17 protein-coding genes are annotated in these 23,099 nt (G+C 63.4%); 15 read left to right on the forward strand and 2 right to left on the reverse strand.

Annotated features, from left to right (window positions below; genetic code table 11):
- Positions 1-332 precede the first annotated feature (332 nt).
- The 4 genes from thiI to AC3IYG_RS01885 all read left to right on the forward strand — a co-directional run bounded on the left by thiI (position 333) and on the right by AC3IYG_RS01885 (position 6,536).
- Positions 333-1,787 carry a tRNA uracil 4-sulfurtransferase ThiI gene (gene thiI / locus AC3IYG_RS01870; protein WP_489312025.1) on the forward strand — a complete coding sequence of 485 codons (1,455 nt, stop codon included), beginning with the start codon at positions 333-335 and terminating at the stop codon, positions 1,785-1,787.
- Between the two features lie 130 nt (positions 1,788-1,917).
- The gene (gene typA, locus AC3IYG_RS01875; RefSeq protein ID WP_489312026.1) at positions 1,918-3,735 is read left to right on the forward strand and encodes a translational GTPase TypA; all 1,818 of its coding nucleotides are present in this window, start codon (positions 1,918-1,920) and stop codon (positions 3,733-3,735) included.
- Positions 3,736-4,161: 426 nt separating this feature from the next.
- On the forward strand, positions 4,162-4,950 hold the full coding sequence (locus AC3IYG_RS01880; protein WP_489332152.1) for a substrate-binding periplasmic protein: 789 nt from the start codon (positions 4,162-4,164) through the stop codon (positions 4,948-4,950).
- Entirely contained in the window at positions 4,947-6,536 is a 1,590-nt protein-coding gene (locus AC3IYG_RS01885) for a CHASE domain-containing protein (RefSeq protein ID WP_489312028.1), read from the forward strand. The genes AC3IYG_RS01880 and AC3IYG_RS01885 overlap by 4 nt, the downstream gene beginning before the upstream one ends.
- 25 nt (positions 6,537-6,561) lie before the next feature.
- Here the strand turns inward: AC3IYG_RS01885 and AC3IYG_RS01890 are convergent, their stop codons facing one another.
- Positions 6,562-6,966: a YkgJ family cysteine cluster protein gene (locus tag AC3IYG_RS01890; RefSeq protein WP_489312029.1), complete on the reverse strand. Its 405-nt coding sequence runs from the start codon at positions 6,964-6,966 to the stop codon at positions 6,562-6,564.
- Positions 6,967-7,273: 307 nt separating this feature from the next.
- Between AC3IYG_RS01890 and AC3IYG_RS01895 the strand changes: the two genes are divergently transcribed.
- The 8 genes from AC3IYG_RS01895 to AC3IYG_RS01930 all read left to right on the forward strand — a co-directional run bounded on the left by AC3IYG_RS01895 (position 7,274) and on the right by AC3IYG_RS01930 (position 18,718).
- Positions 7,274-10,879 (forward strand): DUF2339 domain-containing protein, encoded by a 3,606-nt coding sequence (locus AC3IYG_RS01895; RefSeq protein WP_489312030.1) that lies wholly within the window; start codon positions 7,274-7,276, stop codon positions 10,877-10,879.
- On the forward strand, positions 10,876-12,246 hold the full coding sequence (locus AC3IYG_RS01900; protein WP_489312031.1) for a DUF3999 domain-containing protein: 1,371 nt from the start codon (positions 10,876-10,878) through the stop codon (positions 12,244-12,246). Before AC3IYG_RS01895 ends, AC3IYG_RS01900 begins: the two co-directional genes overlap by 4 nt.
- 182 nt (positions 12,247-12,428) lie before the next feature.
- Positions 12,429-14,087 carry a histidine kinase N-terminal 7TM domain-containing diguanylate cyclase gene (locus tag AC3IYG_RS01905; protein ID WP_489312032.1) on the forward strand — a complete coding sequence of 553 codons (1,659 nt, stop codon included), beginning with the start codon at positions 12,429-12,431 and terminating at the stop codon, positions 14,085-14,087.
- 121 nt (positions 14,088-14,208) lie between these two features.
- Entirely contained in the window at positions 14,209-16,113 is a 1,905-nt protein-coding gene (gene estP / locus AC3IYG_RS01910) for an esterase EstP (RefSeq protein ID WP_489312033.1), read from the forward strand.
- A gap of 97 nt (positions 16,114-16,210) precedes the next feature.
- A complete protein-coding gene (locus tag AC3IYG_RS01915) occupies positions 16,211-17,218 on the forward strand; it encodes a class 1 fructose-bisphosphatase (protein WP_489312034.1) in 1,008 nt (335 codons plus the stop codon).
- Between the two features lie 3 nt (positions 17,219-17,221).
- On the forward strand, positions 17,222-17,824 hold the full coding sequence (locus AC3IYG_RS01920) for a DUF924 family protein (RefSeq protein ID WP_489312035.1): 603 nt from the start codon (positions 17,222-17,224) through the stop codon (positions 17,822-17,824).
- Positions 17,825-17,896: 72 nt separating this feature from the next.
- The gene (gene bamE, locus AC3IYG_RS01925; RefSeq protein ID WP_489312036.1) at positions 17,897-18,151 is read left to right on the forward strand and encodes an outer membrane protein assembly factor BamE domain-containing protein; all 255 of its coding nucleotides are present in this window, start codon (positions 17,897-17,899) and stop codon (positions 18,149-18,151) included.
- Between the two features lie 9 nt (positions 18,152-18,160).
- Positions 18,161-18,718: a lipocalin family protein gene (locus tag AC3IYG_RS01930; protein WP_489312037.1), complete on the forward strand. Its 558-nt coding sequence runs from the start codon at positions 18,161-18,163 to the stop codon at positions 18,716-18,718.
- A gap of 18 nt (positions 18,719-18,736) precedes the next feature.
- Here AC3IYG_RS01930 and AC3IYG_RS01935 read toward each other — a convergent pair whose 3' ends face one another.
- Positions 18,737-20,101: a formimidoylglutamate deiminase gene (locus AC3IYG_RS01935; protein WP_489312038.1), complete on the reverse strand. Its 1,365-nt coding sequence runs from the start codon at positions 20,099-20,101 to the stop codon at positions 18,737-18,739.
- A 188-nt stretch (positions 20,102-20,289) separates the two neighbouring features.
- On the opposite strand from AC3IYG_RS01935, the gene hutC reads away from it, so the two are divergent.
- The 3 genes from hutC to AC3IYG_RS01950 all read left to right on the forward strand — a co-directional run bounded on the left by hutC (position 20,290) and on the right by AC3IYG_RS01950 (position 22,746).
- Complete coding sequence (gene hutC, locus AC3IYG_RS01940; RefSeq protein ID WP_489312039.1) at positions 20,290-21,042, forward strand: histidine utilization transcriptional repressor HutC; 753 nt, start codon at positions 20,290-20,292, stop codon at positions 21,040-21,042.
- Positions 21,039-21,647, forward strand: a complete 609-nt coding sequence (locus AC3IYG_RS01945) for a HutD/Ves family protein (RefSeq protein WP_489312040.1) — start codon at positions 21,039-21,041, stop codon at positions 21,645-21,647. The genes hutC and AC3IYG_RS01945 overlap by 4 nt, the downstream gene beginning before the upstream one ends.
- Positions 21,648-21,717: 70 nt before the next feature.
- Positions 21,718-22,746 carry an ABC transporter substrate-binding protein gene (locus AC3IYG_RS01950; protein WP_489312041.1) on the forward strand — a complete coding sequence of 343 codons (1,029 nt, stop codon included), beginning with the start codon at positions 21,718-21,720 and terminating at the stop codon, positions 22,744-22,746.
- Positions 22,747-23,099: the final 353 nt, after the last annotated feature.

The following is a 23,099-nucleotide window of genomic DNA, read 5'->3' on the forward strand; positions in this document are numbered from 1 at the left end:
GTGTCCTCCAGATGGACGGGGGCAGGGTAAGAGTTGGCCCCCAAAATAAACGGGTGAAGCCGGGCGGATACTCCGCCAGGGCAACCTGCCTCACAAGGGAGCAAATTGCATGCCAGTGCCCCGAAGTGGGTTTCGCTCCTGTAACTCAGGCGTGGCGGGGGCTGCATCTGTGCGCCAGGCAATCCTGTGCACCATAATGGATCTGCAAGGAAAGCTGGTGCATTGTTTTGGTGCGCTTAAGATCTTTGTTGTCAATAACTGGTTAAACCTTGAGCAATTTCCGCTATAATCCCGCCCCCACTTTTTCGGCTGGCCTCACGCGCGCAGTTTTCATGAAACTTATCGTTAAAGTCTTCCCTGAAATCACCATAAAAAGCCGGCCGGTGCGCAAGCGCTTCATCCGTCAGTTGGCGAAGAATATTCGCATGGTGCTGCGTGACCTGGATCCTCATCTCGTGGTGGACGGCGTGTGGGACAACCTCGACGTCGAGACCAAGGTGCGCGAGCCGAAAGTGCTGCGCGAGATGGTCGAGCGCCTGACCCGTACCCCGGGTATCGGCCAGTTTCTGGAAGTGAACGAATACCCGCTGGCCGACCTCGATGACATGGTCGAGAAGTGCAAGGCGCATTACGCCGACCTGCTGCCCGGCAAGATCTTCGCCGTGCGCTGCAAGCGCGCCGGCAAACACAGCTTCAGCTCGATGGATGTCGAGCGCTATGTCGGCAGCCAGTTGCGTCAGCAGTGCGGCGCCGCCGGGATTTCGCTGAAAGAGCCGGAAGTTGTGGTGCGTATGGAAATCCGTGACCAGCGCCTGTTCGTCATCCACCATCAGCATGACGGCATCGGTGGTTATCCGCTGGGCGCCATCGAGCACACGCTGGTGCTGATGTCCGGCGGTTTCGATTCGACGGTGGCGGCCTATCAAATGATGCGCCGCGGGCTGGTCAGCCATTTCTGCTTCTTCAACCTCGGTGGGCGCGCCCATGAGCTGGGGGTTATGGAGGTGGCGCACTACCTGTGGGACAAGTACGGCCGTTCGCAGCGCGTGCTGTTCGTCAGCGTGCCGTTCGAGGAAGTGCTCGGCGAGATCCTCGGCAAGGTCGACAACAGTTATATGGGCGTGGTGCTCAAGCGCATGATGCTGCGCGCCGCGAGCACTATCGCCGATCGTCTGGATATCGACGCGTTGGTGACCGGCGAGGCAATTTCCCAGGTGTCCAGCCAGACCCTGCCGAACCTCGCGGTGATCGACCGGGCTACGGACAAACTGGTGGTGCGCCCGCTGATCGCCAGCCACAAGCAGGACATCATCGACTTGGCGACGCAGATCGGTACGGCCGAGTTCGCCAAGCACATGCCCGAATACTGCGGAGTGATTTCGGTGAACCCGACCACCCGCGCCAAGCCCGACCGCGTGGTCTACGAAGAGGCCCAGTTCGATATGGCCGTGCTGGAGCGCGCCCTTGAGCGCGCCCGCCTGGTGCCGATCGACCGGGTGATCGACGAGTTGGGCGAAGACATCCAGGTCGAGGAAGTGAATGAAGCCTTGCCTGGGCAGATCGTGCTGGACATCCGTCACCCGGACGCCCAGGAAGACCTGCCGCTGGAGCTGAACGGCATCGAGGTTCAAGCGTTGCCGTTCTTCGCACTCAACAGTCGCTTCAAGGAACTGGATATCACCCGCCAGTACCTGCTGTATTGCGACAAAGGCGTGATGAGCCGCCTGCATGCCCACCACTTGCTCAGCGAGGGGCATGCCAATGTGCGCGTTTATCGTCCGGCATAAAACGCCGGGTCTGTTTGGCGGCAGTATCCGCCACCGCCCCCCCGACCGACGGGGCTGCCCCGCCACTTCATTATTCATACTGGCCGCCTAAACTTAGCGGCGAACCGAATCCTCTGATCGAGATACACAAGTGATCGAAAATCTACGCAACATCGCCATCATTGCTCACGTTGACCATGGTAAGACCACCCTGGTAGACAAACTCTTGCGTCAATCCGGCACCCTGGAACGCGGCGAGCTCAACGACGAACGCGTGATGGACTCCAACGACCAGGAGAAAGAGCGCGGTATTACCATTCTGGCGAAAAACACCGCCATCAACTGGAACGGCTACCACATCAACATCGTGGACACCCCCGGTCACGCCGACTTCGGCGGCGAAGTTGAGCGCGTAATGTCGATGGTTGACTCCGTTCTGCTGCTGGTTGACGCTCAAGACGGCCCTATGCCGCAAACCCGTTTTGTGACCAAGAAGGCGTTCGAAGCCGGCCTGCGTCCAATCGTGGTCATCAACAAGGTTGACCGTCCAGGTGCGCGTCCGGACTGGGTTCTGGACCAGATCTTCGACCTGTTCGACAACCTGGGTGCCACCGAAGAGCAGCTGGACTTCCAAGTCGTTTACGCCTCCGCGCTGAACGGTATTGCCGGTCTGGAACACACCAACATGGCCGAAGACATGACGCCGCTGTACCAGGCGATCATCGACCACGTACCGGCTCCGAAAGTCGACCGTGACGGTTCGTTCCAGATGCAAATCTCGGCACTGGACTACAACAGCTTCCTGGGTGTTATCGGCGTTGGTCGTATCGCTCGTGGTCGCGTCAAGCCGAACACTCAAGTTGTGGCCATCGACGTTGACGGCAAGAAGCGTAACGGTCGTATCCTCAAGCTGATGGGGCACCACGGTCTGCACCGTATCGACGTTGAAGAAGCAGCTGCCGGCGACATCGTCTGCATCAGCGGCTTCGACGAGCTGTTCATCTCGGACACCCTGTGCGACCCACAGAACGTTGAAGCGATGAAGCCGCTGACCGTTGACGAGCCAACCGTTTCCATGACCTTCCAGGTCAATGACTCGCCGTTCTGCGGTCGCGAAGGCAAGTTCGTCACCAGCCGTAACATCAAGGAACGTCTGGACAAAGAGCTGCTCTACAACGTAGCCCTGCGCGTTGAAGAAGGCGACACCGCCGACAAGTTCAAAGTCTCCGGCCGTGGTGAGCTGCACCTCTCGGTACTGATCGAAACCATGCGTCGCGAAGGCTTCGAAATGGGTGTTGGCCGTCCGGAAGTGATCATCCGTATGGTTGACGGCGTGAAGCACGAACCGTACGAAAACGTCACCATCGACGTGCCAGAAGTTTCCCAGGGCGCTCTGATGGAGCAAATGGGTAACCGTAAAGGCGACCTGACCAACATGGTTCCGGATGGCAAAGGCCGCGTTCGCCTTGAGTACAACATCCCGGCCCGTGGCTTGATCGGTTTCCGTAACGAGTTCCTGACCCTGACTTCCGGTGCCGGTATCCTGACCAGCATCTTCGACCGTTACGACGTGATGAAGTCCGGCGATATGTCCGGCCGTCAGAACGGCGTACTGGTTTCGGTGGCTACCGGTAAGGCGCTGACCTACTCGCTGGAAACCCTGCAGGCGCGTGGCAAGTTGTTCCTCGGCCACGGCGAAGACGTGTACGAAGGCCAGATCGTCGGCATCAACAGCCGCGACAACGACCTGGGTGTGAACCCGACCAAAGGCAAGAAGCTCGACAACATGCGCGCTTCCGGTAAAGACGAAACCATCGCATTGGTTCCGCCGATCCGCTTCACCCTGGAGCAAGCTCTGGAATTCGTCCAAGAAGACGAACTGTGTGAAGTGACGCCGAAGTCGATCCGTCTGCGTAAGAAAATTCTTGGTGAGAGCGAGCGTACCCGCGCTGCCAAGAAAAGCAGTTAATACGCTACAACGCTGAAACAAAAAGCCCCCGCCATGCTGCATGGCGGGGGCTTTTTGTTTTCTGCCGAGCAGGTTTCCGTGGTTATGTACTGCCCGCCGCCGTTTGAACGCTTCACGGGTCGCCGGGCGGCTGTCGAGACCGCGCAGACGCAGCCAGTCAGCGGTGCAGCCCATCCGTAATATGCCCGGCCAGCCACGCTGGCCGGGCATATTACGTGGGGTGGGTCCGGGCCGTGGGCGAGCACAAAGGTGGGGATGCGCTCGGTTTATGTCGCCTGCCGCGACGAGCCGACAGCGAGGCGCTGGAAAATAGCGGCAAACGGCCATATAAGTTACTTGGGCTGGCCTACTATTTCGGTCGAGCAGGCGTAACCAGCGACTGGTTTGCGTACCGTCATCTCTCTGGGTTCGTAGGTGTGGGGCTTTATGCGGCAGTTTCTTTGGCTAACGCTGGCTTTACTCGTACTCGGTACGATCGACAAGGTCATGGCGGCACAGGGGCCCGATTGCAGTCGGGCCATGACCCTGGCCTTGCATGATCACGGGTTGCTCTATTCGGCGGAAACCGATGCGGGGATCGATAAGGACTTCGCCGCGGAGCTGATCAAGCGCAGCGGTTGCAAGGTCACGGTTACCCTGTTGCCGCGTGCGCGGATCTGGCAGCTGATCGAGTTGGGCGCGCTGGACTTCAGCCTGTCCGGGATCAGCAATGAGACGCGGGAAGAGTTCGCCGGCTTCGCCTGGTACTTTTCCAACCAGTATTACCTGCTGGTGCGCAAGGACGCCGAGGTTCAGCAACTGAGCGACTTCGAAAGCAACCCCAAGCTGCAACTGGGGGTTATCCGCGGCTTCCGCTACAGCCCGAATGCCAATCGGCTGGTGGATGGCCTGAGCGCCGAGCGGCGCGTCAGCTATGCGACTCGGCTGGAGCCGTTGTACGAAGTCCTGGAGTTGAATCGGATCCAGGGAATGATCATTGAGCCGTTCGACTACTCTCAGGTGGAAAGCGGCGCGATCAGGCAGGTGACGCGCATTATCGATACCGGTGATGCGCCCACGCCGCACGGCCTGATCATGTCGAAGAAGTCTATTTCCCTGGCCGAACAGGCGAAATGGCGGGCACTGGTCGAGGGTATGCGTGCGGACGGCACGGTGCTGCGGATTTTTGAAAAGTACTTCCCCGCGAACCTTGCTCGAACGATGGTCAACTTTTGAAACCGCTCAGGGGCAGCTTGCGCTATCAACTGCTGGCGCCAGTGACGTTGCTGGTTTCGTTGACGGTTACCTACTTGCTTTGGCAGCACGAACAGCACAATGCGCTGCTCGATCAGCAAGAGAGTTCCGATTTCAACTTGCGCGAGGCCAGCAGCAGCATCGAGCAGCGGATTGCGGCTTATGAGCAGGTGCTGCGCGGCGTGCAGGGGCTATTTGCCGCGTCAGGCAAGGTCGAGCGTGAGGAGTTCAAGACCTACGTCGATTCCCTGCAGTTGGGGGCGGACTTTGCTGGCATCGAGGGCATTGGTTTTCTGCAGTGGCTGCCGCATGCGGAAAAAGCCCGGCACGTTGCTCAGCAGCGACAACAGGGGCTGGAGCAGTATCGGATCTGGCCGGAGGGTGAGCGTGCGTTCTACGCGCCGGTGGTTCAGTTGGAGCTCTTCGCCAGGCGCAACCAGTTGCTGTTCGGCCTCGACCCTTATGCCGAGCCTTCGCGCCGCGCGGCGATGGAGCAGGCGCGGGATTCCGGCGCCGCGACCATCACCGGCAAACTCACGCTGCTGGTGGGCGCTGAGCAGACGCCCGATGCGCAGCCTGGTTTCGTGATGTTTCTGCCGGTGTATGCCAAGGGTCTGGGGCACGACTCCCTGGAGGCGCGTCGGGCCAATCTCAGCGGTTGGGTGATGGCGCCTTTGCGGATCAACAAGCTAATGGCGAGCCTGTATGGCGAGCGCGCCGGCGCGGCGCAGATCAGAATCTACGATGACGTCAGAATGGCCGAGCAGTCGCTGCTCTTCGATTCGACCCGGGCCGGGGTGGTCACCCAGAGCGACACGGTCGAATACCTTGAGGTGGCGGGGCGCACCTGGACCTTGGAACTGGGCGCGGTGCCGCAACAGGACAGGCCCATCAGTAAGGATAATTCCAGCCTGATCGGCCTTGCCGGGATCGCCCTGAGCCTGCTGTTGACGTTACTTACCTGGGTCTTGGCAACGGGGCGCTCGCGGGCGCTGGCGCTGGCTCGGGTGATGACCCAGGAGCTGCGCGAAAGCGAGGCGCGCCTGCGCCATCAGGCCGAACACGATGCGCTGACGGGGCTGCCCAACCGAGCCCTGTTCAGCGACCACCTGACCCACGCGCTGGCCCAAGCCAGGCGCAACAAGTCGCGCTTGGCGTTGATGTTCATCGACCTCGACAGGTTCAAGCCGATCAACGATACCCTGGGCCACCATGTCGGCGATGCGCTGCTGCAAGTCGTGGCGCGGCGCCTACAGGGCTGCGTGCGCGAGTCGGATTTGGTAGGGCGCCTGGGTGGGGATGAATTCGTCGTGCTGCTACCCACCATCGACGGTGAGCAGGATGCGCTGCTGGTGGCCGAAAAGATCCGCGAGGTGCTCAATCAGCCATTCGAGCTGGAGGGCGAGGCGCCCCTGAGCATTTCTTCGAGCACCGGTATCGCCGTCTATCCCGAACACGGCAGCGACGAGGTGCAGTTGTCGAAGAATGCCGATGCGGCGATGTATCGGGCCAAGGACAGTGGCCGGAACCAGGTGCAGCTCTGGCATCCGAAGGTCGTCGCGCACTGAGCGGCGACAGTGCGTATGGCCGCTGCTACTTGGCTTGGGCTTTCGGTTTGTAGGCGCAGTAGCCGGGCCGTGGGCCGATCTTCGGGTGATTGCGGCAGGTGTCCGGACGCTGCTCGTAGATGGTGCACAGGCGCGACTTGCGATCCAGATACAGGCAATCGTTATTGCCCATGCGCGTCAGGGTGTAGATGCCGTACTTCTGGTTGAAACGCTCGACCACGCCCTCTTTCATCAGGCGCTTGGCAATCTGCTTGGGCGGTTCGCTGCGCTCGAACTCCTGCACCAGGCCAATGCGCAGCAAGTCGGTGAAGCGCACTTCCACGGGCATGGTGCAGCAGCTGGAAACGCAGCTGTTGCACATGCTTCTTTCGTATTTGATCCAGGTGTCCGTCCGATCGAGCTCGGCACCGACGATCAACAACTTGGTCATTTATCCACACCTGCAGGGCGTTCTGGGGGCTGTTCAAGGCGTGCCTGAGCGACGCTCGGCTGGAGCTTGAACAGCTTCCGGGCGCGGCATGATAGCGGGGCTGGCGAAATAGTGAACAACCTTCTGCCGGTTTGGCGCAATCATTGGATTAACGGCTAATTAATGCACAAGTGTGCGGCGCACGGCATTCGCCGCTATAAGCTGATGGGGCGGGGCCATATACTGGGCCGCTTGATTGCGCCGGCCTTCGTGGCTCCTTCGCAGGGACGCAGGTGGTTTGTTCATAACCCGATTGGGAAGTCAGTGCATGCAATGGATCTTCATGCTGGTCGGTCTGCTGGTCGGCGCCTCGGTGGGTGAGTCTGTCACAGGTGGGTTTCTGGGCGGCTTGCTCGGCCTGGGTATCGGCCAGGCGCTCAAGCTGCAGGCGCTGCAAGCGCAGAACGCCGAGTTGCGCCAGGAGCTGAAGCGCTTTGCCCATGGCACTTCGGCGATTCATGAGCGTCTGCTCAAGGTCGAGCAGGCGTCGCCCGCCCAGCCGGCGACTGCAGCCCAGCCGTCGTCCCCTCTGGCTGAAGCCACCGCCGAGCCTGAGCCTGAGTTGAGTTTCAGCCTTGAACCGGAGCCGGAACCCGAGCTGGTCTGGGAGTTGCCGCCGGAGCTGTCGGGCCCGGCCCACATTCCGACCATGGAACCAACGCAGGCTGCTGCGCCCAGCGAGTGGAGCGGCGCAGCCGTTAGCCCGCCGCGTGCCGCGGCTCCGCGAGTACCGCCCGCGCCGCGCCAGCCTTCACCGATCGAACGGGCGATCGACGTGGCGCAAACCTGGCTGTTCGGTGGCAATACCGTGCTGCGTATCGGGGTGGTGCTGTTATTCCTCGGCCTGGCCTTCCTTCTGCGTTATGCCACCGAAGGCATGGTGGTGCCGGTGGAGATGCGCTACGCCGGGGTGGCCGCCAGTGCCATCGCCTTGCTCGGCCTGGGCTGGTGGCTGCGCCTGCGCAACCCGAGCTACGCGCTGATGCTGCAAGGCACTGGGATTGCGGTGCTGTACCTGACGGTGTTCGCCGCCTTCCGCCTGCATCCACTGTTGGCGCCGGGCCTGGCGCTGTCGTTGCTGGTGGTGGTGACCGTCTGCTCGGCGATCCTGGCGGTGGCGCAGAATGCCATGGGCCTGGCGGCGGTGGCGGCGCTGGGCGGCTTCGCCGCACCGATCCTGACCTCGACCGGCAGCGGCAACCATGTCGCGCTGTTTTCCTATTTCGCCCTGTTGAATGCCGGCATCTTCGCCATTGCCTGGTTCAAGGCCTGGCGCGTGCTCAACCTGATCGGCTTCGTCGGCACCTTCGGCATCGGCTTTGCCTGGGGCCTGCGCTCCTATAAACCCGAATTGCTGTGGAGCACCGAGCCGTTCCTGATCCTGTTTTTCCTGATGTATGTGGCCATCGGCTTGCTGTTCGCCCGGCGCAAGTTGCGCGACATAGCGGCGGGGCCGGAGGACGACAGTCGCGCCGCACTGCTGCGCTGGTCGGCACGCCAGGGCGATTATGTCGACGGCACGGTGCTGTTCGGCCCGCCCATCGTCGGTTTCGGCCTGCAGTTCGCGCTGGTGCAGCACCTCGAGTTCGCCGCCGCCTTCAGTGCGCTGGCACTGGGCCTGTTCTACATGGGCTTGGCGCGGCTGCTGGCCGGGCGGGCGCCGGGGCGTGCCTTGCTGTTGGTGGAAACCTGTCTGGCGCTGGGCGTGGTCTTCGGCACCCTGGCGATTCCCCTGGGCCTGGATGCGCGCTGGACGGCCGCGGCCTGGGCGGTCGAGGGGGCGGGCATCTACTGGCTGGGCCTGCGGCAGCAACGCACCCTGGCACGGGCCTTTGCCTTGCTGCTGCAGTTGGGCGCGGCACTGGCCTTCCTCGCCGAGCTGGGGGCGGGCGCGGATAGCGTGCTCAGCGGCGCGCCGCTGGGGGCGCTGCTGCTCGGCGCGGCCTTGCTGTTCAGCCACGACCGCTTGCGCCGCGCCGCGCCGGAGCACGCGACGGCCTGGGAGCGGCGTGGTTCGCCGCTGCTGGCCTGTGCCGGGCTGGCCTTTCTCTATCTGTTGGCGCCGTTGAACTTGGCGGCCGAGGCAACGGCGATCTGCTGGGCGCTGGCCGGTCTGGCGACCTTGTATGTCGGTTTGCGCATCCATTCGCGCAGCTTTCTGTTCAGTGCCTTCGCCGTGCAGTTGCTCGGTGGTGCGTTGTTCCTGTTGCAGCTGAGAACCGCATCGGGCACCGAGCGCGGCGTGTTCAGCGCCGGCTGGAGCGGGCTGGTCACCGCCTCGCTGATCGGCCTGGCGCTGATCGGCGGCATGTTGTTCGCCGCCCGCGACAAACAGGTCAGCAGCGATGCGCGGCTGATGCGTGGTTTGTCGCTGGTGCTGCTGGTCGGCCTGGTATTCATCAACCTGGCGGTGCTATTCGTCCTGCCTTGGCAAACCGCCAGTGCGGTGTGGGCGGGCAGCGGTCTGCTGATCATCTGGTTGAGCCTGCATCTGCAACAGCGCGCCAGCTTCGTCTTCGGCCTGCTGCTGCAAGCCCTGGGCGGTGTGGCCTTCCTGGCCGCGAGCCCGCTACTGCTCGGGCAGTTGAGTGGCGAAGGCTTGCGACCGCTGGCGCATGCCGGCTTCTGGACACCGGCGGTGCTGGCGCTGGCGGCCTTGGTCGGCGCCTGGCGGTTGTTCCTGGCAGCCAGGCGCGACGACGAATCGATGGGCGCACTGAGCCTGGAGCGGTTGTCGCAGTTGCTGCTGGTCTGGGGCGCGGGCTGGTGGACGCTGGCGCTGAGCAGCGAGGTGTTGCGTTTCGCCAGCGCCGAACTGCAGGTGCCGCTGCTGTTGCTGGCCGCTGCCGCTACGGTGGCGCTCTGGACCCTGCTGGCCGTGCGCGAGCAGTGGCGCGCGTTGACGCTGCTCTGCCCGATGCTGGTGCCAGCCGCTGGCGTGGCGCTGTTGTATGCCTTGCAGGCCGACTATCACCCGGCTGCCCATTTCGGTTGGCTGGCATGGGGCCTGGTGTTTGCTGTGCACCTGTTCGCCTTGCGGCGCCTGGCCAGCCTGTTGCCCGGCGACGCGTTGCTGGCCGCCCATGTGCTCGGCTGCTGGCTGATCATCGGCGTGCTGGCGCTGGAATTGCGTTATCTGCTGTATGCCTTGTCCGAGCATTACAACGCGTGGCGCTGGCTGGGCTGGGCCTTGCTGCCGAGCGGTTATCTGTTGCTGATGAGCAGCGCCCGCAGCCTGCCGTGGCCGGTGCGCGCCTATCCGCGCGCGTACCGTGTGCTGGCCGCTTTGCCGTTGGCGCTGCTGATGCTGGCCTGGTTCTGGCTGGCGAATATCGCCAGCGACGGCGGTGCCGAGCCGCTGCCGTACCTGCCGCTGATCAACCCGCTGGAGCTGGGCCTGCTGTTCGCCTTGTTCGGCGTGTGCAAGTGGCTGCGCAGCGGCTTGCCGGAGCTGGGTTTCAGCACCGCGCAGCAGAGCTGGCTGCCGCAGGCGGTGGCCGGTGCTTCGTTGTTCGCCCTGGCGACCGCAGCCGTGTTCCGCACCGCCCATCACTGGGGCGGGGTGCCCTATGCGTTGGATCTGCTGCTCCAGTCGATGTTGGTGCAGGCGGGGTTGTCCATCGTCTGGACCCTGATCGCCCTGGCCCTGATGATCGTCGGTCATCTGCGCACTCGCCGCGAGATCTGGTTGGTGGGCGCGGTGCTGATCGCTGTGGTGGTGGCCAAGCTGTTCTTCGTCGAGTTGGGCAACCGCGGCGGTCTGGAACGGATTGTGTCGTTTATTGGGGTCGGCGTGCTGTTGTTGATCGTCGGCTATTTTGCCCCGCTGCCGCCCCGGCAGCCGGCAGCGGAATCAGAGCAGGCGCCTACATGAGTGGTTTTGCTTCTTTGCGGTTATTGCTGGCGGCTGCCGGCGTGCTCGTATCCATGCTGGCCGGCGCCCAGGAGCAGCGCAGCGACTATGCCGCGCAAGTGCCGCTGACGCTCAGCGGTGAGGGGCCGTGGTATCGCCTGGAGTTGCCAATGGCGCTGCATTTCGCCGCGCGCTTCGGCGACCTGCGAGACCTGCGCGTGTTCAATGCCGAGGGCGAGGCCCAGGCCTATGCCTTGACCCTCGGCAGTGCCCAGCACAGCGAGACGCGCACGCAAACTGCGGTCAAATGGTTTCCGCTCTACAGCCAGGCCGATACCGCCCAGGCGCTACCGGACATTCGTGTGCAGCGCACTACCAGCGGCACCCTGGTGGAGGTCGGTCCGGAGGTTGCGCCGGCGGGCGACCAGGACTTGCTGCGTGGCTGGTTGCTGGACGCCAGTGCGATCAAGACGCCGCTGGACAAGCTGATCCTCGATTGGAGTGCCGAGCGTGAGGGTTTCCAGCGCTTTTCCATCGAGGCCAGCGATGACCTGCAACACTGGGAAAGCTGGGGTGACGGCCAGATCGCTCGCCTGGCCTTCGCCGATGAGCGCATTGACCAGCGCGAAGTCAGCCTGCCGGGGCAACGCGCGCGTTATCTGCGCCTGCTCTGGATCGCGCCGCAACAAGCGCCGGCCCTGACCGCCGCCAGCCTGCTCAGCGCCACCAGCAGCAGTGCGCCCGCGCCGATGGCCTGGTCGGCGGCGTTGGCACCGAGTAGCGTGAAAGCCGGCGAATACAGCTGGGCGTTGCCCCTGGCGTTGCCGCTGGAGCGGGTGCGAATCGAGCTGAAACAGGCCAACACTCTGGCGCCGGTGATCCTCAGTGGTCGCCGTGACGGCAAGGTGGAGTGGCAGCCGTTGGCGCGCGGCGTGCTCTATCGCCTGCCGCAGGGCGGCGCAGAGGTGACCCGCAATGAATTGGAGTTGTCGGGGCAGCGGGTGCAGCAATTGCGTTTGCAGGTCGATGAGCGCGGCGGTGGCCTGGGCAGCGCCGCGCCGCAACTGACGGTCGGGCTGCGGGCGACACAGGTGGTGTTCCTTGCCCGCGGTACGCCGCCCTATGTGCTGGCGATCGGCAATACGGCGGCGAAAGCCGCCAATCTGCCATTGACGACCCTGATTCCCGGCTATGACGATGAACGTCTGGCTACCTTGGGGCGGGCGCACGCCGCGGCGCAGGTGCCGGCGGTCGGCGAGTCCAGCGCAGTGCAGGCGGCAGGTGTGGACTGGAAGCGTGGCGGGCTGTGGGGTGTATTATTGCTCGGGGTGGCGCTGCTGGTGCTGATGGCCTGGAGTCTGCTGCGCACGCCGGCGGTCAAGCCCTGAGGGTTGGCGGGCATGCAGAAAGTCTTCAGATAACCGAGAGAGTTGACGTATGGTGGCTTCGGTACGCCGTTTTGTGCGATCAGTCCGTGTGACTTTGGGGCAGAAAGACCCTTGCGTAAGTATTTCTTGATGGCTTCGTCGATGGTTATTCCCGCTGCCCTGGCGCGAGCGGGTGCGCAGCCATGAGCGCGTGCAGCTCCTCGGGCTGGGCGCTGAACATGCCGGTCATTATCACCCTTCTGGTCTGTCTCGGCGTCATCCTGCTGGCGCGCTGGGTGACCCAGCAGCGCTATTTTCCGGGCCGCGACAGCTTTATCCTGCTGCATCTGGCCAGTCTCTGGTGGATGTTCGCCGCCGCCGCCGAGATGTCGGCACAGGGCGCCGGGTGCAAGATGTTCTGGGCCAGCATGGCCTGGCCGGGCATAGTCGGGGCACCGACCTTCTGGGCAGTGTTTCTCTGGCAATACCTCAATAGCGAGCGGCAATCGCTGCCGTTGCGCCACGTTCTCAGCCTGACGGTGGTGCCGTTCCTGGTCTGGCTGCTGGCGCTGAGCAATCCCTGGCATGGTTTGTTCTACGCCGCCGGCAGCGCGCCAATCTCCGCTGCGCTCGGGGCGCCGATCCGTTACCAGCACGGCCCGTTGTTCTTTGCCGCGGCCGCCTACGTTTATCTCTTCATGCTGTTCTGCATGGCCATCGTGATTCGCGCGGTGCTGCTCAGCCATGGCGTGCACCGCCGGCATTACCTGGCGTTCGTGCTGGTCACCGCGGTGCCCTGGGTCGCCAATCTCAGCTATGTGCTGTACGGCCGGACACTCTTTGGTTTCGATCCGACGCCCTTCAGCTTCGCCTTCACCTTGATTGCCTTTGCCTGGCTGATCGTCGGCGTGCGCTTGTTCGACCTGATGCCCGTGGCGCGTCACCTGTTGCTGCAGGAGCTGCTCGATCCGGTGCTGGTGATCGATCCGCAGCAGCGGGTTATCGAAGCCAATCCCGCGGCGTTCAAGCTGGCGGGTTTACCCAGTGCCTGGCAGGGCCGGGGGCTGGCGGACTGGCCGGTATTTGGCAAGGATCTGCAGGCCCTGCTGCAAGAGTCGCCGAGCAATGAGCGGGATCGTCTGCTGACGCTGGCCTGCCCGGTGCGTTATTTCGAGGTGAGCATGCGCGCCATCGAGCGGGTTACCCGCAGCGGCACTTTCGTGCTCGGGCAGATGCTCTATTTGCGCGATGTCACCCAGCGCCACCTCAGCGAGCTCAAGCTGGCCGAGGCCCTGGCGATCAGCGAGGAGCGCCTGCGGACGATCTCCTGCCTGCACGAGCAGTTGCAGGAGCAGGCGCTGTGCGATCCGTTGACCGGGCTCTACAACCGCCGTTATCTGGATGAATTCTTCAGCCGCGAACTGGCCCGTGCGCAACGCGAGCACATGCCGATTGCCCTGGCCTTGATCGATCTGGATCACTTCAAGCTGCTCAACGATGCCCACGGCCATCTGGTCGGCGATGACGTGCTGAAGATGGTGGCGCAGCACCTGACCGACAGCCTGCGCAGCTCGGATGCGGTGTTTCGCATCGGCGGCGAGGAGTTCCTGTTGATCTTGCCGGGCGCGGGCGCGCAAGAGGCGCAGCAACGCCTGGGGCTGATTTGCCGGCAATTGGCCGACAGCCCGCTGCCCACACGCAGTGGCCTGCAGACCGTGACCCTGTCCGCCGGCCTGGCCTTCTGGCCGGTCCAGGGGCAGGCGCTGGACGAACTGATGCAGGCTGCGGACGCGGCACTCTACGAGGCCAAACGCAGTGGCCGTAACCGGGTTTGCACGCTGGTGAAAGTCTCTACGCCCTGAGCGCGTATTCGCACTGTCGGTCGCAGTCGGCTTGGAGCAAGCGCTTGCTGCAGCATCGGTAAAACAGAGCTATAGTCCCAACTTCGTACCTGAGCCAATAATAACGATAAGGACTCACCCGATGATGCGAGCGCTCACCCCGCTGGCGATGGCTTGCCTGTTGGCGACCGTTGCGACCCCTCTTTACGCCTCGCCCTATTCCGGCCTGGTGGTCTTCGGCGACAGCCTGAGCGATGCCGGGCAACTTCCCGATGCCGGCGGCCCTGCTGGCTCCACCCTGCGCTTCACCAATAGGGTTGGCCCGACATATGCGGGTGGCAGCGGGGAGATCTTTGGCGCCACCGGCCCCATGCTGCTGAGCCGACAGCTGGGGTTGGGTGAGCTGGCGCCCTCCACCTCCTCGACGGCTGCAGCGCAGGGCCTGGCTGATGGTAGCGGCTGGGCGGTGGGTGGCTACCGCACCGACCAGATCTACAACTCAATTACCGCAGTGGGCGGCTCGGTCGCCGGCTCGCGGACTCGCGATGGTTATCTGGTCGATCTGGCCAGCCGCGGCTTGAGTATTGATCCCAATACGCTGTTCTACGTCAATGGTGGCGGTAACGACTTCCTCCAGGGTCGCGTACTCAATACCGTCCAGGCTCAAGCCGCCGCAGGGCGTCTGGCCGACAGCGTGCGCGCCCTGCAGGGGGCTGGTGCGCGCTACATCATGGTTTCGTTGCTGCCGAATGTCGGCCGTACGCCGGCACTTTCCGGTAGCGGGGCGGCGGCGCTCTTTGCCGGGCTGGGGCAGGATCTCAATAGCGAACTGGTGCGCCAGTTGGCGGCAATCGATGCCGAGATCATCCCGCTCAATGTGCCGCTACTGGTCGACGAAGTGCTGAACAATCCGGCTATCTATGGGCTGGATCCGACCCAGAATCTCGCAGGCAGCTGTTTCGATGGCTGCGCCAATCAAAACCCTACCCATGGCATCAACAGCGCCAACCCGAATCCGGACAAGCTGTTCTTCAATGACAGCGTGCACCCGACTACGGCGGTGCAACAGATCCTCGCCGACTACGCCTATTCCTTGCTGGCCGCGCCCTGGGAGCTGACCCTGCTGCCGGAAATGGCCCATGACACGCTGCGTTCCCATCAGGATCAGTTACGCAGCCAGTTCCAGGCCGACTGGGAGTCCTGGCAAGCGCCGGGCCAGTGGCGCGCCTTCGTCAATGGCGGCGGCCAGCACCTGGATTTCGACGAACAGGACAGCTCCGCCAGTGCCGACGGCAATGGCTACAGCTTGAATCTGGGCGGTAGTTATCGCCTGAACGAGGCTTGGCGCGCCGGCGTTGCACTGGGCTTTTACGAGCAGGAACTCGAGGCGGGGGCCGCGGATTCCGACTACGACCTGCGCAGTTACCTGGGCAGCGCCTTTGTCCAATACCAGCAAAACCGCTGGTGGGCCGATGGCGCGTTGAGCGCCGGCTACCTCGACTATGACAGCCTCAAGCGTAAGTTCGCGCTGGGCATTAGCGAGCGTAGTGAGAAAGGCGATACCGACGGTTACCTGTGGGCGTTGAGCGGCCGGTTCGGCTACGACATCGCGCAGCCCGGCAGTGCCTGGCACCTGAGCCCCTTTATCAGCGCCGATTATGCGCGGGTGGAAGTCGACGGCTATGAAGAGCAAGGCGACAGCGCCACCTCCTTGCGCTTCGACGATCAGAAACGCACCTCCAAGCGCCTCGGTGCTGGTTTGCAAGGGCGTATTGACGTGACTCCCGCGACCCAGTTGTTCGGCGAAGTGAGCCGCGAGAAGGAGTACGAGGACGACGCCAGCGACGTGACCATTGCCCTCAACAGCCTGCCGGCTCTCGACTTTACTCTGCAGGGCTATACCCCTGGGGACAGCCTGACCCGTGCCAGCATCGGCTTCAACCAGAAGCTCGCCGCCGATCTGGCCTTGCGCGGTGGTTACAGCTTGCGCAAGGGTGAGGATGACACCCTGCAAGGTGCCAGCTTGTCGTTGGTCTGGGACTGGTAGCGGCCAGGAACTCGCGTGCGGTTGTCGGTGTCGGGAGGCGCCGACCCGGGTTACAGGTTAAACTGCGCGCGAGTTTTCCAATCTTCCGGAGCCTTCCATGTCCCGCGTTACCCTGAGCCGCTACCTGATCGAGCAGACCCGTTGCAACAACACCCCGGCCGATCTGCGTTTCCTTATCGAAGTGGTGGCGCGCGCGTGCAAGGAAATTAGCCATGCGGTCTCCAAAGGTGCGCTGGGCGGCGTGCTGGGCAGCATGGAAACCGAGAACGTGCAGGGCGAAGTGCAGAAGAAACTCGACGTCATCTCCAACGAAATCCTGCTGGAAGCCAACGAGTGGGGCGGTCACCTGGCCGGCATGGCGTCCGAAGAGATGGACAATGCCTACCAGATCCCCGGCAAGTACCCGAAAGGCGCCTACCTGCTGGTGTTCGACCCGCTGGACGGCTCTTCGAACATCGATGTGAACGTCTCGGTCGGGACCATTTTCTCGGTGCTGCGTTGCCCGGATCGCAATGGCAATGAAGGCGACCTCGGCGAAGAGGCGTTCCTCCAACCCGGTACCGAGCAGGTCGCCGCCGGCTATGCGATCTACGGCCCGCAGACCATGCTGATGCTGACCTTGGGTGATGGCGTCAAAGGTTTCACCCTCGATCGCGAACTGGGCAGTTTCGTGATGACCCACGACAACATTCGCATTCCCGAGCAGACCAAGGAATTCGCCATCAACATGTCCAACCAGCGCCACTGGGAAGCCCCGGTGAGTCGCTATGTCGGTGAGTTGCTGGCCGGCAAGAGCGGGCCGCTGGGCAAGGACTACAACATGCGCTGGGTCGCCGCGATGGTGGCCGACGTGCATCGCATCCTCACCCGTGGCGGGTTGTTCATGTACCCGCGCGACTCCCGTGAGCCGGAGAAGCCGGGCAAGCTGCGCCTGATGTACGAAGCCAACCCGATGTCGTTCATCGTCGAGCAGGCAGGTGGTGTCTCGACCAATGGCGTGCAACGGATTCTCGACATCCAGCCGACCTCGCTGCACCAGCGGGTTGCGGTATTCCTCGGTTCCAAAGAGGAAGTCGAGCGGGTTACCGCCTACCACCAGGAGTAAGCCATGGGCACGCCTTGGCAGCCGTTGCTGGACTGGTGGTTTGGTTCAGCCGTGACGGCCACCGAGGTGGCGGCTGCGCACGCCGGGCTCTGGTTCGGCAAGCGCGACAGTCAGGATGCCCAGGCCCGTGAACGCTTCGCCGAGCAGGTGGGACAGGCGCTGCAAGGTGGCCTGAGCGACTGGGAGGCCGACCCCGCAGGCTGGCTGGCGCTGATCCTGCTGCTGGATCAACTGCCGCGAATGATCCATCGCGACACGCCACCCGCCTTTGCCGGTGATCATCGTGCCCAGCAACTGGTTCGCGCAGGCTTGGCGCAAGGCTTGGAAGCCCGGTTGCCGCCGATCCGGCAGGTCTTTATCTACCTGGTGCTCGAACATGCCGAAGACCTGCCCAGCCAGGCCTTGGCAGTCACGCGCTTCGCCGCCTTGCACGCTGGCGCGGACGCCACGCAGGCCAGGCTCTTCGCCGATTATCTGGACTACGCCGAGCGCCATCAGCGGGTCATCGCCCGCTTTGGCCGGTTCCCCCATCGCAATCACATACTCGGTCGCGTTAGCTCGGCAGAGGAAGTTTCTTTCCTGCAGGAACCCGGCTCGCGCTTCTGACGTCCAATCAGGCGAGTCGCGGTTCGCTGTGCCAAGCTTGCCGTCAACCAATGCCCCTCTAGGAGTCGCTCCATGTCCCTGCGTCGCTTCGTCCTGTTGTCGTTCTGTGTGCTGCTGGCGGCGTGCAGCAAGGTCAATCAGGAAAACTATTCGAAAATCAAAACCGGCATGAGCAAGGCCGAAGTGGAAAGCCTGCTCGGCAGCCCGACCGATTGCTCCGGCGCGCTGGGGATTTCCAGCTGCACCTGGGGTGACCAGAAGAGCTTTATCAGCATTCAATACGCCGGCGACAGTGTGCTGGTGTTCTCCGGTCAAGGGCTGAAGTAAGGAGTGACCATGCGGCTGTTCTTTTCGCTCTGCGTTGCTGTGCTGCTGGCTGGCTGCGCCAACTCGGGTACCGGCGTGGCGCCACCGAAAACCGTGGATCGGGTCGATCTGCAGCGCTACCAAGGCTCGTGGTACGAGCTGGCGCGGTTGCCGATGTACTTCCAGCGCAACTGTGCGCAATCCGAGGCGCACTATCAGCTGCAAGGCGATGGCAACATCGCGGTGATCAATCGCTGTCGGAGCCTGGAGGGCAAGTGGCAACAGGTCAGCGGCCGTGCCGAGCCGCAGGTTGCCGGTAAGACCGACAAGCTCTGGGTGCGCTTCGATAACACCTTCTCGCAGCTGTTTCCGGCCCTGGGCAAAGGTGAATACTGGGTGCTCTACCTGGATGACGACTACAGCAGCGTCCTGGTCGGCACGCCGGACCACGATAACCTCTGGTTGCTGGCGCGCACGCCCGAAGTGGCCCCCGCGACCCGCGACGCTCTGCTACGCGAGGCGCGCGAGCGCGGCTATGCGGTCGATGGCCTGATCTGGCGTACGCCGGACGTCAAGATCAAGCCATAACCATCCCCAGGCCGAGCCTCAGCCCAGCAGCTTGCGCAGCAGTTGGGCGAAGGCCCGGCTGGTCTGTTCCTGAGCGGCGTGCCGGCCTTCGCGGATCACCCAGCGGCCACCCACCATCACATCGCGGATCTGACGATCACCACCGGCGAACAGCCAGCGGTTGAGGATCGCGTCGGCCTCGGCGGTGGCGATGTACGGGTCGTTACCGTCGAGCACCAGCAGGTCGGCGCGTTTGCCGACCTCAAGGGCACCGATTGGCTGCCCCAGCGCCTGGGCGCCACCGGCGAGGGCGGCGTCGTACAGGGTGCGGCCGATCATCGGCTGGTCGCTGCGGTACAGGCGGTTGCGCTTCTGATCGCGCAGGCGCTGGCCATATTCCAGCCAGCGCAACTCTTCGGCGACGCTGACCGACACATGGCTGTCCGAGCCGATACCCAGGCGTCCGCCTTGGGCGAGGTAGTCCACGGCGGGGAAAATCCCATCACCCAGGTTGGCCTCGGTGGTCAGGCACAGCCCGGCCACGGCGCCGCTGCGGGCCATGCTGGCTATTTCGCCGGCATCCGCGTGGGTGGCATGCACCAGGCACCAGCGCTGATCAACCGGCACCTGCTCATACAACCACTGCAAGGGCCGCCGCCCGCTCCAGGCCAGGCAGTCGTCGACTTCCTTCTGTTGCTCGGCGATATGGATATGGATCGGGCAATCGCTGCTGTCGGCGGCCAGCACGGCGGCGATCTGCGCGGGAGTGACCGCGCGCAGCGAGTGGAAGCACAGGCCCAACTGTTGCGCCGGTTGTTGCGCCAGCAGTGGTCGCAACTGTTGTTGCAGGGCCAGGTAGCTGTCGCTGCTGTGGATGAAGCGGCGTTGCCCCTCGTTTGGCGGCTGCCCGCCGAAGCCGGCGTGGGCATACAGCACCGGCAGCAGGGTCAGGCCGATACCGGCAGCTGCGGCCGCCTGGCTGACGCGCAGCGCCAGTTCCGCCGGGTTGCTGTAGGGCTGGCCGGCGCTGTCGTGGTGCACGTAGTGGAACTCGGCCACGCTGGTGTAGCCGGCCTTGAGCATCTCGATATACAACTGGCGGGCGATGACTTCGATCTGTTCGGGGTCGAGTTGGCCGACCAGGCGATACATCAGCTCGCGCCAGGTCCAGAAGCTGTCGTTCGGGTTGCCCGCGACTTCGGCCAGCCCGGCCATGACCCGCTGGAATGCATGCGAGTGCAGGTTAGGCATGCCCGGCAGCACCGGCCCGTTCAGCCGCTCGGCGCCGGCGCTGCTGGCGTTGTCGCTGACCTGTTCGAGCCGGCCGTCGGCGGAAACCTCGAAGCGTACGTCGTGGGCCCAGCCGCTCGGCAGCAGCGCACGTTCAGCGAAAAAAGCAGACATGATCCAAAACCTCGCTTGTCTTGAATAATTTGTATATACATATACAGATGTTTGGCTGCGCCGTAAACTCTTGGCAGACTGTGCATGTGCCCTGTTGCCGAGTCCGCCGGCGGGACGTTTCCACGCCCTCGACAATGCTGGACGCTGCACTGTCTTACCGGCGCCCTCGCCATGACCAGGAGAACCCCGTGTCCACCTCGCACCCCGAGATCGCTTCGCTGGCTTCGCAGTTGGGGGATGTCCCCGCGCCGCTCTATGCGCGCGTCAAACAGATGATCAGCGGCCAGATCCAGACCGGCGTCTGGCCACCGCACCATCGCGTGCCCTCGGAGAGCGAGCTGGTCAGCCAGCTTGGCTTCAGCCGCATGACCATCAACCGCGCGCTGCGCGAGCTGACGGCCGAAGGCCTGCTGGTGCGCATGCAGGGCGTCGGCACTTTCGTCGCCGAGCCCAAGGGCCAGTCGGCGCTGTTCGAGGTGCACAACATCGCCGATGAGATCGCCGCTCGTGGCCATCGCCATCACTGCGTGGTGGTCAGCCTGCAGGAAGAGCAGGCCGGTTCCGAGCGTGCGCTGTCACTGGATGTGCGCGAAGGCCAGCGGGTTTTCCATTCGATCATCGTCCATTACGAAAACGATGTGCCGGTGCAGATCGAGGATCGCTACGTCAACGCCGCGGTGGCGCCGGATTACCTCAAGCAGGATTTCACCCGGCAGACACCTTACGCCTACCTGTCCCAAGTCGCGCCGTTGAGCGAGGGCGAGCATGTGGTCGAGGCGATTCTGGCCGATGCCAGCGAGTGCAAGCTGCTGCAGATCGAGCGCGGCGAGCCGTGCCTGTTGATCCGCCGACGCACCTGGTCGGGGCGTAATACGGTGACCAACGCGCGGCTGCTGTACCCCGGTTCACGGCATCGCCTGGAAGGACGGTTCAGCTCATGAGCGGGTTGCGTCTGCTGCGGGCTGCCGACTACCCGCGCATGCCCTGGAAGAATGGTGCCGGCAGCACCCTGGAAATCGCCCGCGATGTCGGCGAGGGTCTGGACGGCTTCGGCTGGCGCCTGTCGATCGCCGATGTCGGCGAGTCCGGTGGTTTCTCCGCTTTCACCGGCTACCAGCGCATCATCACGGTGCTGGAGGGCGCAGGCATGCAGTTGACGGTCGATGGCCAGGCGTCGCGCCCGCTGCTGGCGTTGGATGCCTTCGCATTTTCCGGTGCCAGCCAGGTCGAGTGCAGACTGCTCGATGGGCCGATCCGCGATTTCAACCTGATCTACGACCCCGTGCGCTATACCGCCCGCCTGCAGTGGTTGCAGCCAGGGCCACAACAATTGCAGCTGTTCAGCTCGGCCGCCACGATGTTGCTGTTCAGCGCCTTGGATGGGGTGCGGGTTCAGCTCGAAGGAGAGCCGGCGGCCGAGCTCGATCGCTTCGACTGCCTGTTGCTGGAGCGCGGTCAGCCGCTGCTCCGCGAGTTACGCCTACAGGCTGACCTGGCCGGAGCCTGTGTATTGATCGAGCTGCAGCCACGCGCCACCGCGTTGTAATTTTCCGCTGCCCAGGCGGTTTGCGAACTAGTCTTGCTCGAAGCCGATATCCGTTGGCTTGGAGGTTCGCATGGCCGTTCATCGTCTCGATCTTGCCGCGTTGCTGCTGTTCGGCGCGCTGCTGGCAACGAATGCGGGCGCCGCGCCTGTCACCTGCCCGTATCCGAAACCCGTGGTGTTCGCTGGCCTGAACTGGGAAAGCGGCATGTTCACCACCGAGGTGCTGCGCTTCATGCTGGAGCACGGCTACGGCTGCCAGACCGATGCGCTGCCGGGCAATACGGTGACCATGGAAAACGCCCTGCGGCAGAACGATATCCAGGTCACCGGTGAACAGTGGGCCGGGCGCAGCCCGATCTGGCGCGAGGCGGAGGCGGCCGGGGAAGTCTTTGCCGTCGGCGAGACGGTCAAGGGTGCGACCGAAGGCTGGTGGGTGCCCGCCTATGTGATCAAGGGCGATCCGCAGCACGGGCTCAAGCCGATGGCGCCGGCGTTGAAGTCGGTCGCCGATCTGCCGCGCTACAAGCAGCTGTTCAGCGACCCCGAAGAGCGCAGCAAAGGCCGCTTCTACAATTGCCCGAGCGGCTGGACCTGCGAGATCGTCAACAGCCAGAAGCTCAAGGCTTATAACCTGTTGGGCGACTACACCAACTTCCGCACGGGCGCCGGCGCGGCACTGGATGCGGCCATCAGCTCGGCCATCAAACGGCGTGAGCCGGTGTTGTTCTATTACTGGTCGCCGACGCCGCTGATGGGCCGCTACCCGCTGATTCAGCTCGAAGAGCCACCGTTCGACGAGCAGGCCTGGGCCACCCTGACCGATCCAGGCAACCCGAACCCGATTGGCTCGCGCTCGCTACCGGCGAAGATCAGCATCGGTGTGTCGCGGGCCTTGCATGATCAGGCGCCGCAGTTGATCAGTCTGTTCGAAAAGGTCGAAATCCCCCTGCCACTGTTCAACCGCATCCTCGCCCGCATGGCGGAGCAGCACAGCGATGTCGCGCAGGTGCGTGCGGCGTTCTTCCGCGAGCACCGTGAGCTGTGGTCGCAGTGGGTGCCGGCCGACGTTGCCGCGCGTATCGATGCTGCCGTGAAGTAGGTGCTGCCTGGCGGTGTTACCGCCGGTTACCGCTTGCGCAACCACACTCTCGGCACAGGGTCGCAGTTGCGGCCACTCTTCACAGACCAGGCGGTGACATTGCTACGGGTGTGACGCTGTCGCGGCAGCCCCTGGCGTTACTTTTCGCCTCAATTTCGAGCGTTCTGCTGCATGACTGTGCATTTTTTCTGCTCGCGCGCCGTGCCGTGACGGTGGGCATGGGCTGTACGATGTTATTTAAATTATTGATATATAACGTTTTTATTTGATTGTCTCAAGACTGCCAAGCAGTTTGCGAGAATTTTGGCCTCTCGCTTGCATATGCTTGTATGTACAAGTAAATATGTGTGCGA

It is taken from the genome of Pseudomonas sp. KH_027, assembly GCF_057838565.1.

What these genes read in the sequence shown, in the direction of transcription:
- thiI (WP_489312025.1), top strand. Translation starts at nt 333, where the DNA reads ATGAAACTTATCGTTAAAGTCTTCCCTGAAATCACCATAAAAAGCCGG.
- AC3IYG_RS01880 (WP_489332152.1), top strand. Translation starts at nt 4,162, where the DNA reads ATGCGGCAGTTTCTTTGGCTAACGCTGGCTTTACTCGTACTCGGTACG.
- bamE (WP_489312036.1), top strand. Translation starts at nt 17,897, where the DNA reads ATGTCCCTGCGTCGCTTCGTCCTGTTGTCGTTCTGTGTGCTGCTGGCG.
- AC3IYG_RS01935 (WP_489312038.1), bottom strand. Translation starts at nt 20,101, where the DNA reads ATGTCTGCTTTTTTCGCTGAACGTGCGCTGCTGCCGAGCGGCTGGGCC.
- AC3IYG_RS01915 (WP_489312034.1), top strand. Translation starts at nt 16,211, where the DNA reads ATGTCCCGCGTTACCCTGAGCCGCTACCTGATCGAGCAGACCCGTTGC.
- AC3IYG_RS01905 (WP_489312032.1), top strand. Translation starts at nt 12,429, where the DNA reads ATGAGCGCGTGCAGCTCCTCGGGCTGGGCGCTGAACATGCCGGTCATT.
- AC3IYG_RS01900 (WP_489312031.1), top strand. Translation starts at nt 10,876, where the DNA reads ATGAGTGGTTTTGCTTCTTTGCGGTTATTGCTGGCGGCTGCCGGCGTG.
- estP (WP_489312033.1), top strand. Translation starts at nt 14,209, where the DNA reads ATGATGCGAGCGCTCACCCCGCTGGCGATGGCTTGCCTGTTGGCGACC.
- AC3IYG_RS01945 (WP_489312040.1), top strand. Translation starts at nt 21,039, where the DNA reads ATGAGCGGGTTGCGTCTGCTGCGGGCTGCCGACTACCCGCGCATGCCC.
- AC3IYG_RS01920 (WP_489312035.1), top strand. Translation starts at nt 17,222, where the DNA reads ATGGGCACGCCTTGGCAGCCGTTGCTGGACTGGTGGTTTGGTTCAGCC.
- AC3IYG_RS01895 (WP_489312030.1), top strand. Translation starts at nt 7,274, where the DNA reads ATGCAATGGATCTTCATGCTGGTCGGTCTGCTGGTCGGCGCCTCGGTG.
- AC3IYG_RS01930 (WP_489312037.1), top strand. Translation starts at nt 18,161, where the DNA reads ATGCGGCTGTTCTTTTCGCTCTGCGTTGCTGTGCTGCTGGCTGGCTGC.
- AC3IYG_RS01950 (WP_489312041.1), top strand. Translation starts at nt 21,718, where the DNA reads ATGGCCGTTCATCGTCTCGATCTTGCCGCGTTGCTGCTGTTCGGCGCG.
- AC3IYG_RS01890 (WP_489312029.1), bottom strand. Translation starts at nt 6,966, where the DNA reads ATGACCAAGTTGTTGATCGTCGGTGCCGAGCTCGATCGGACGGACACC.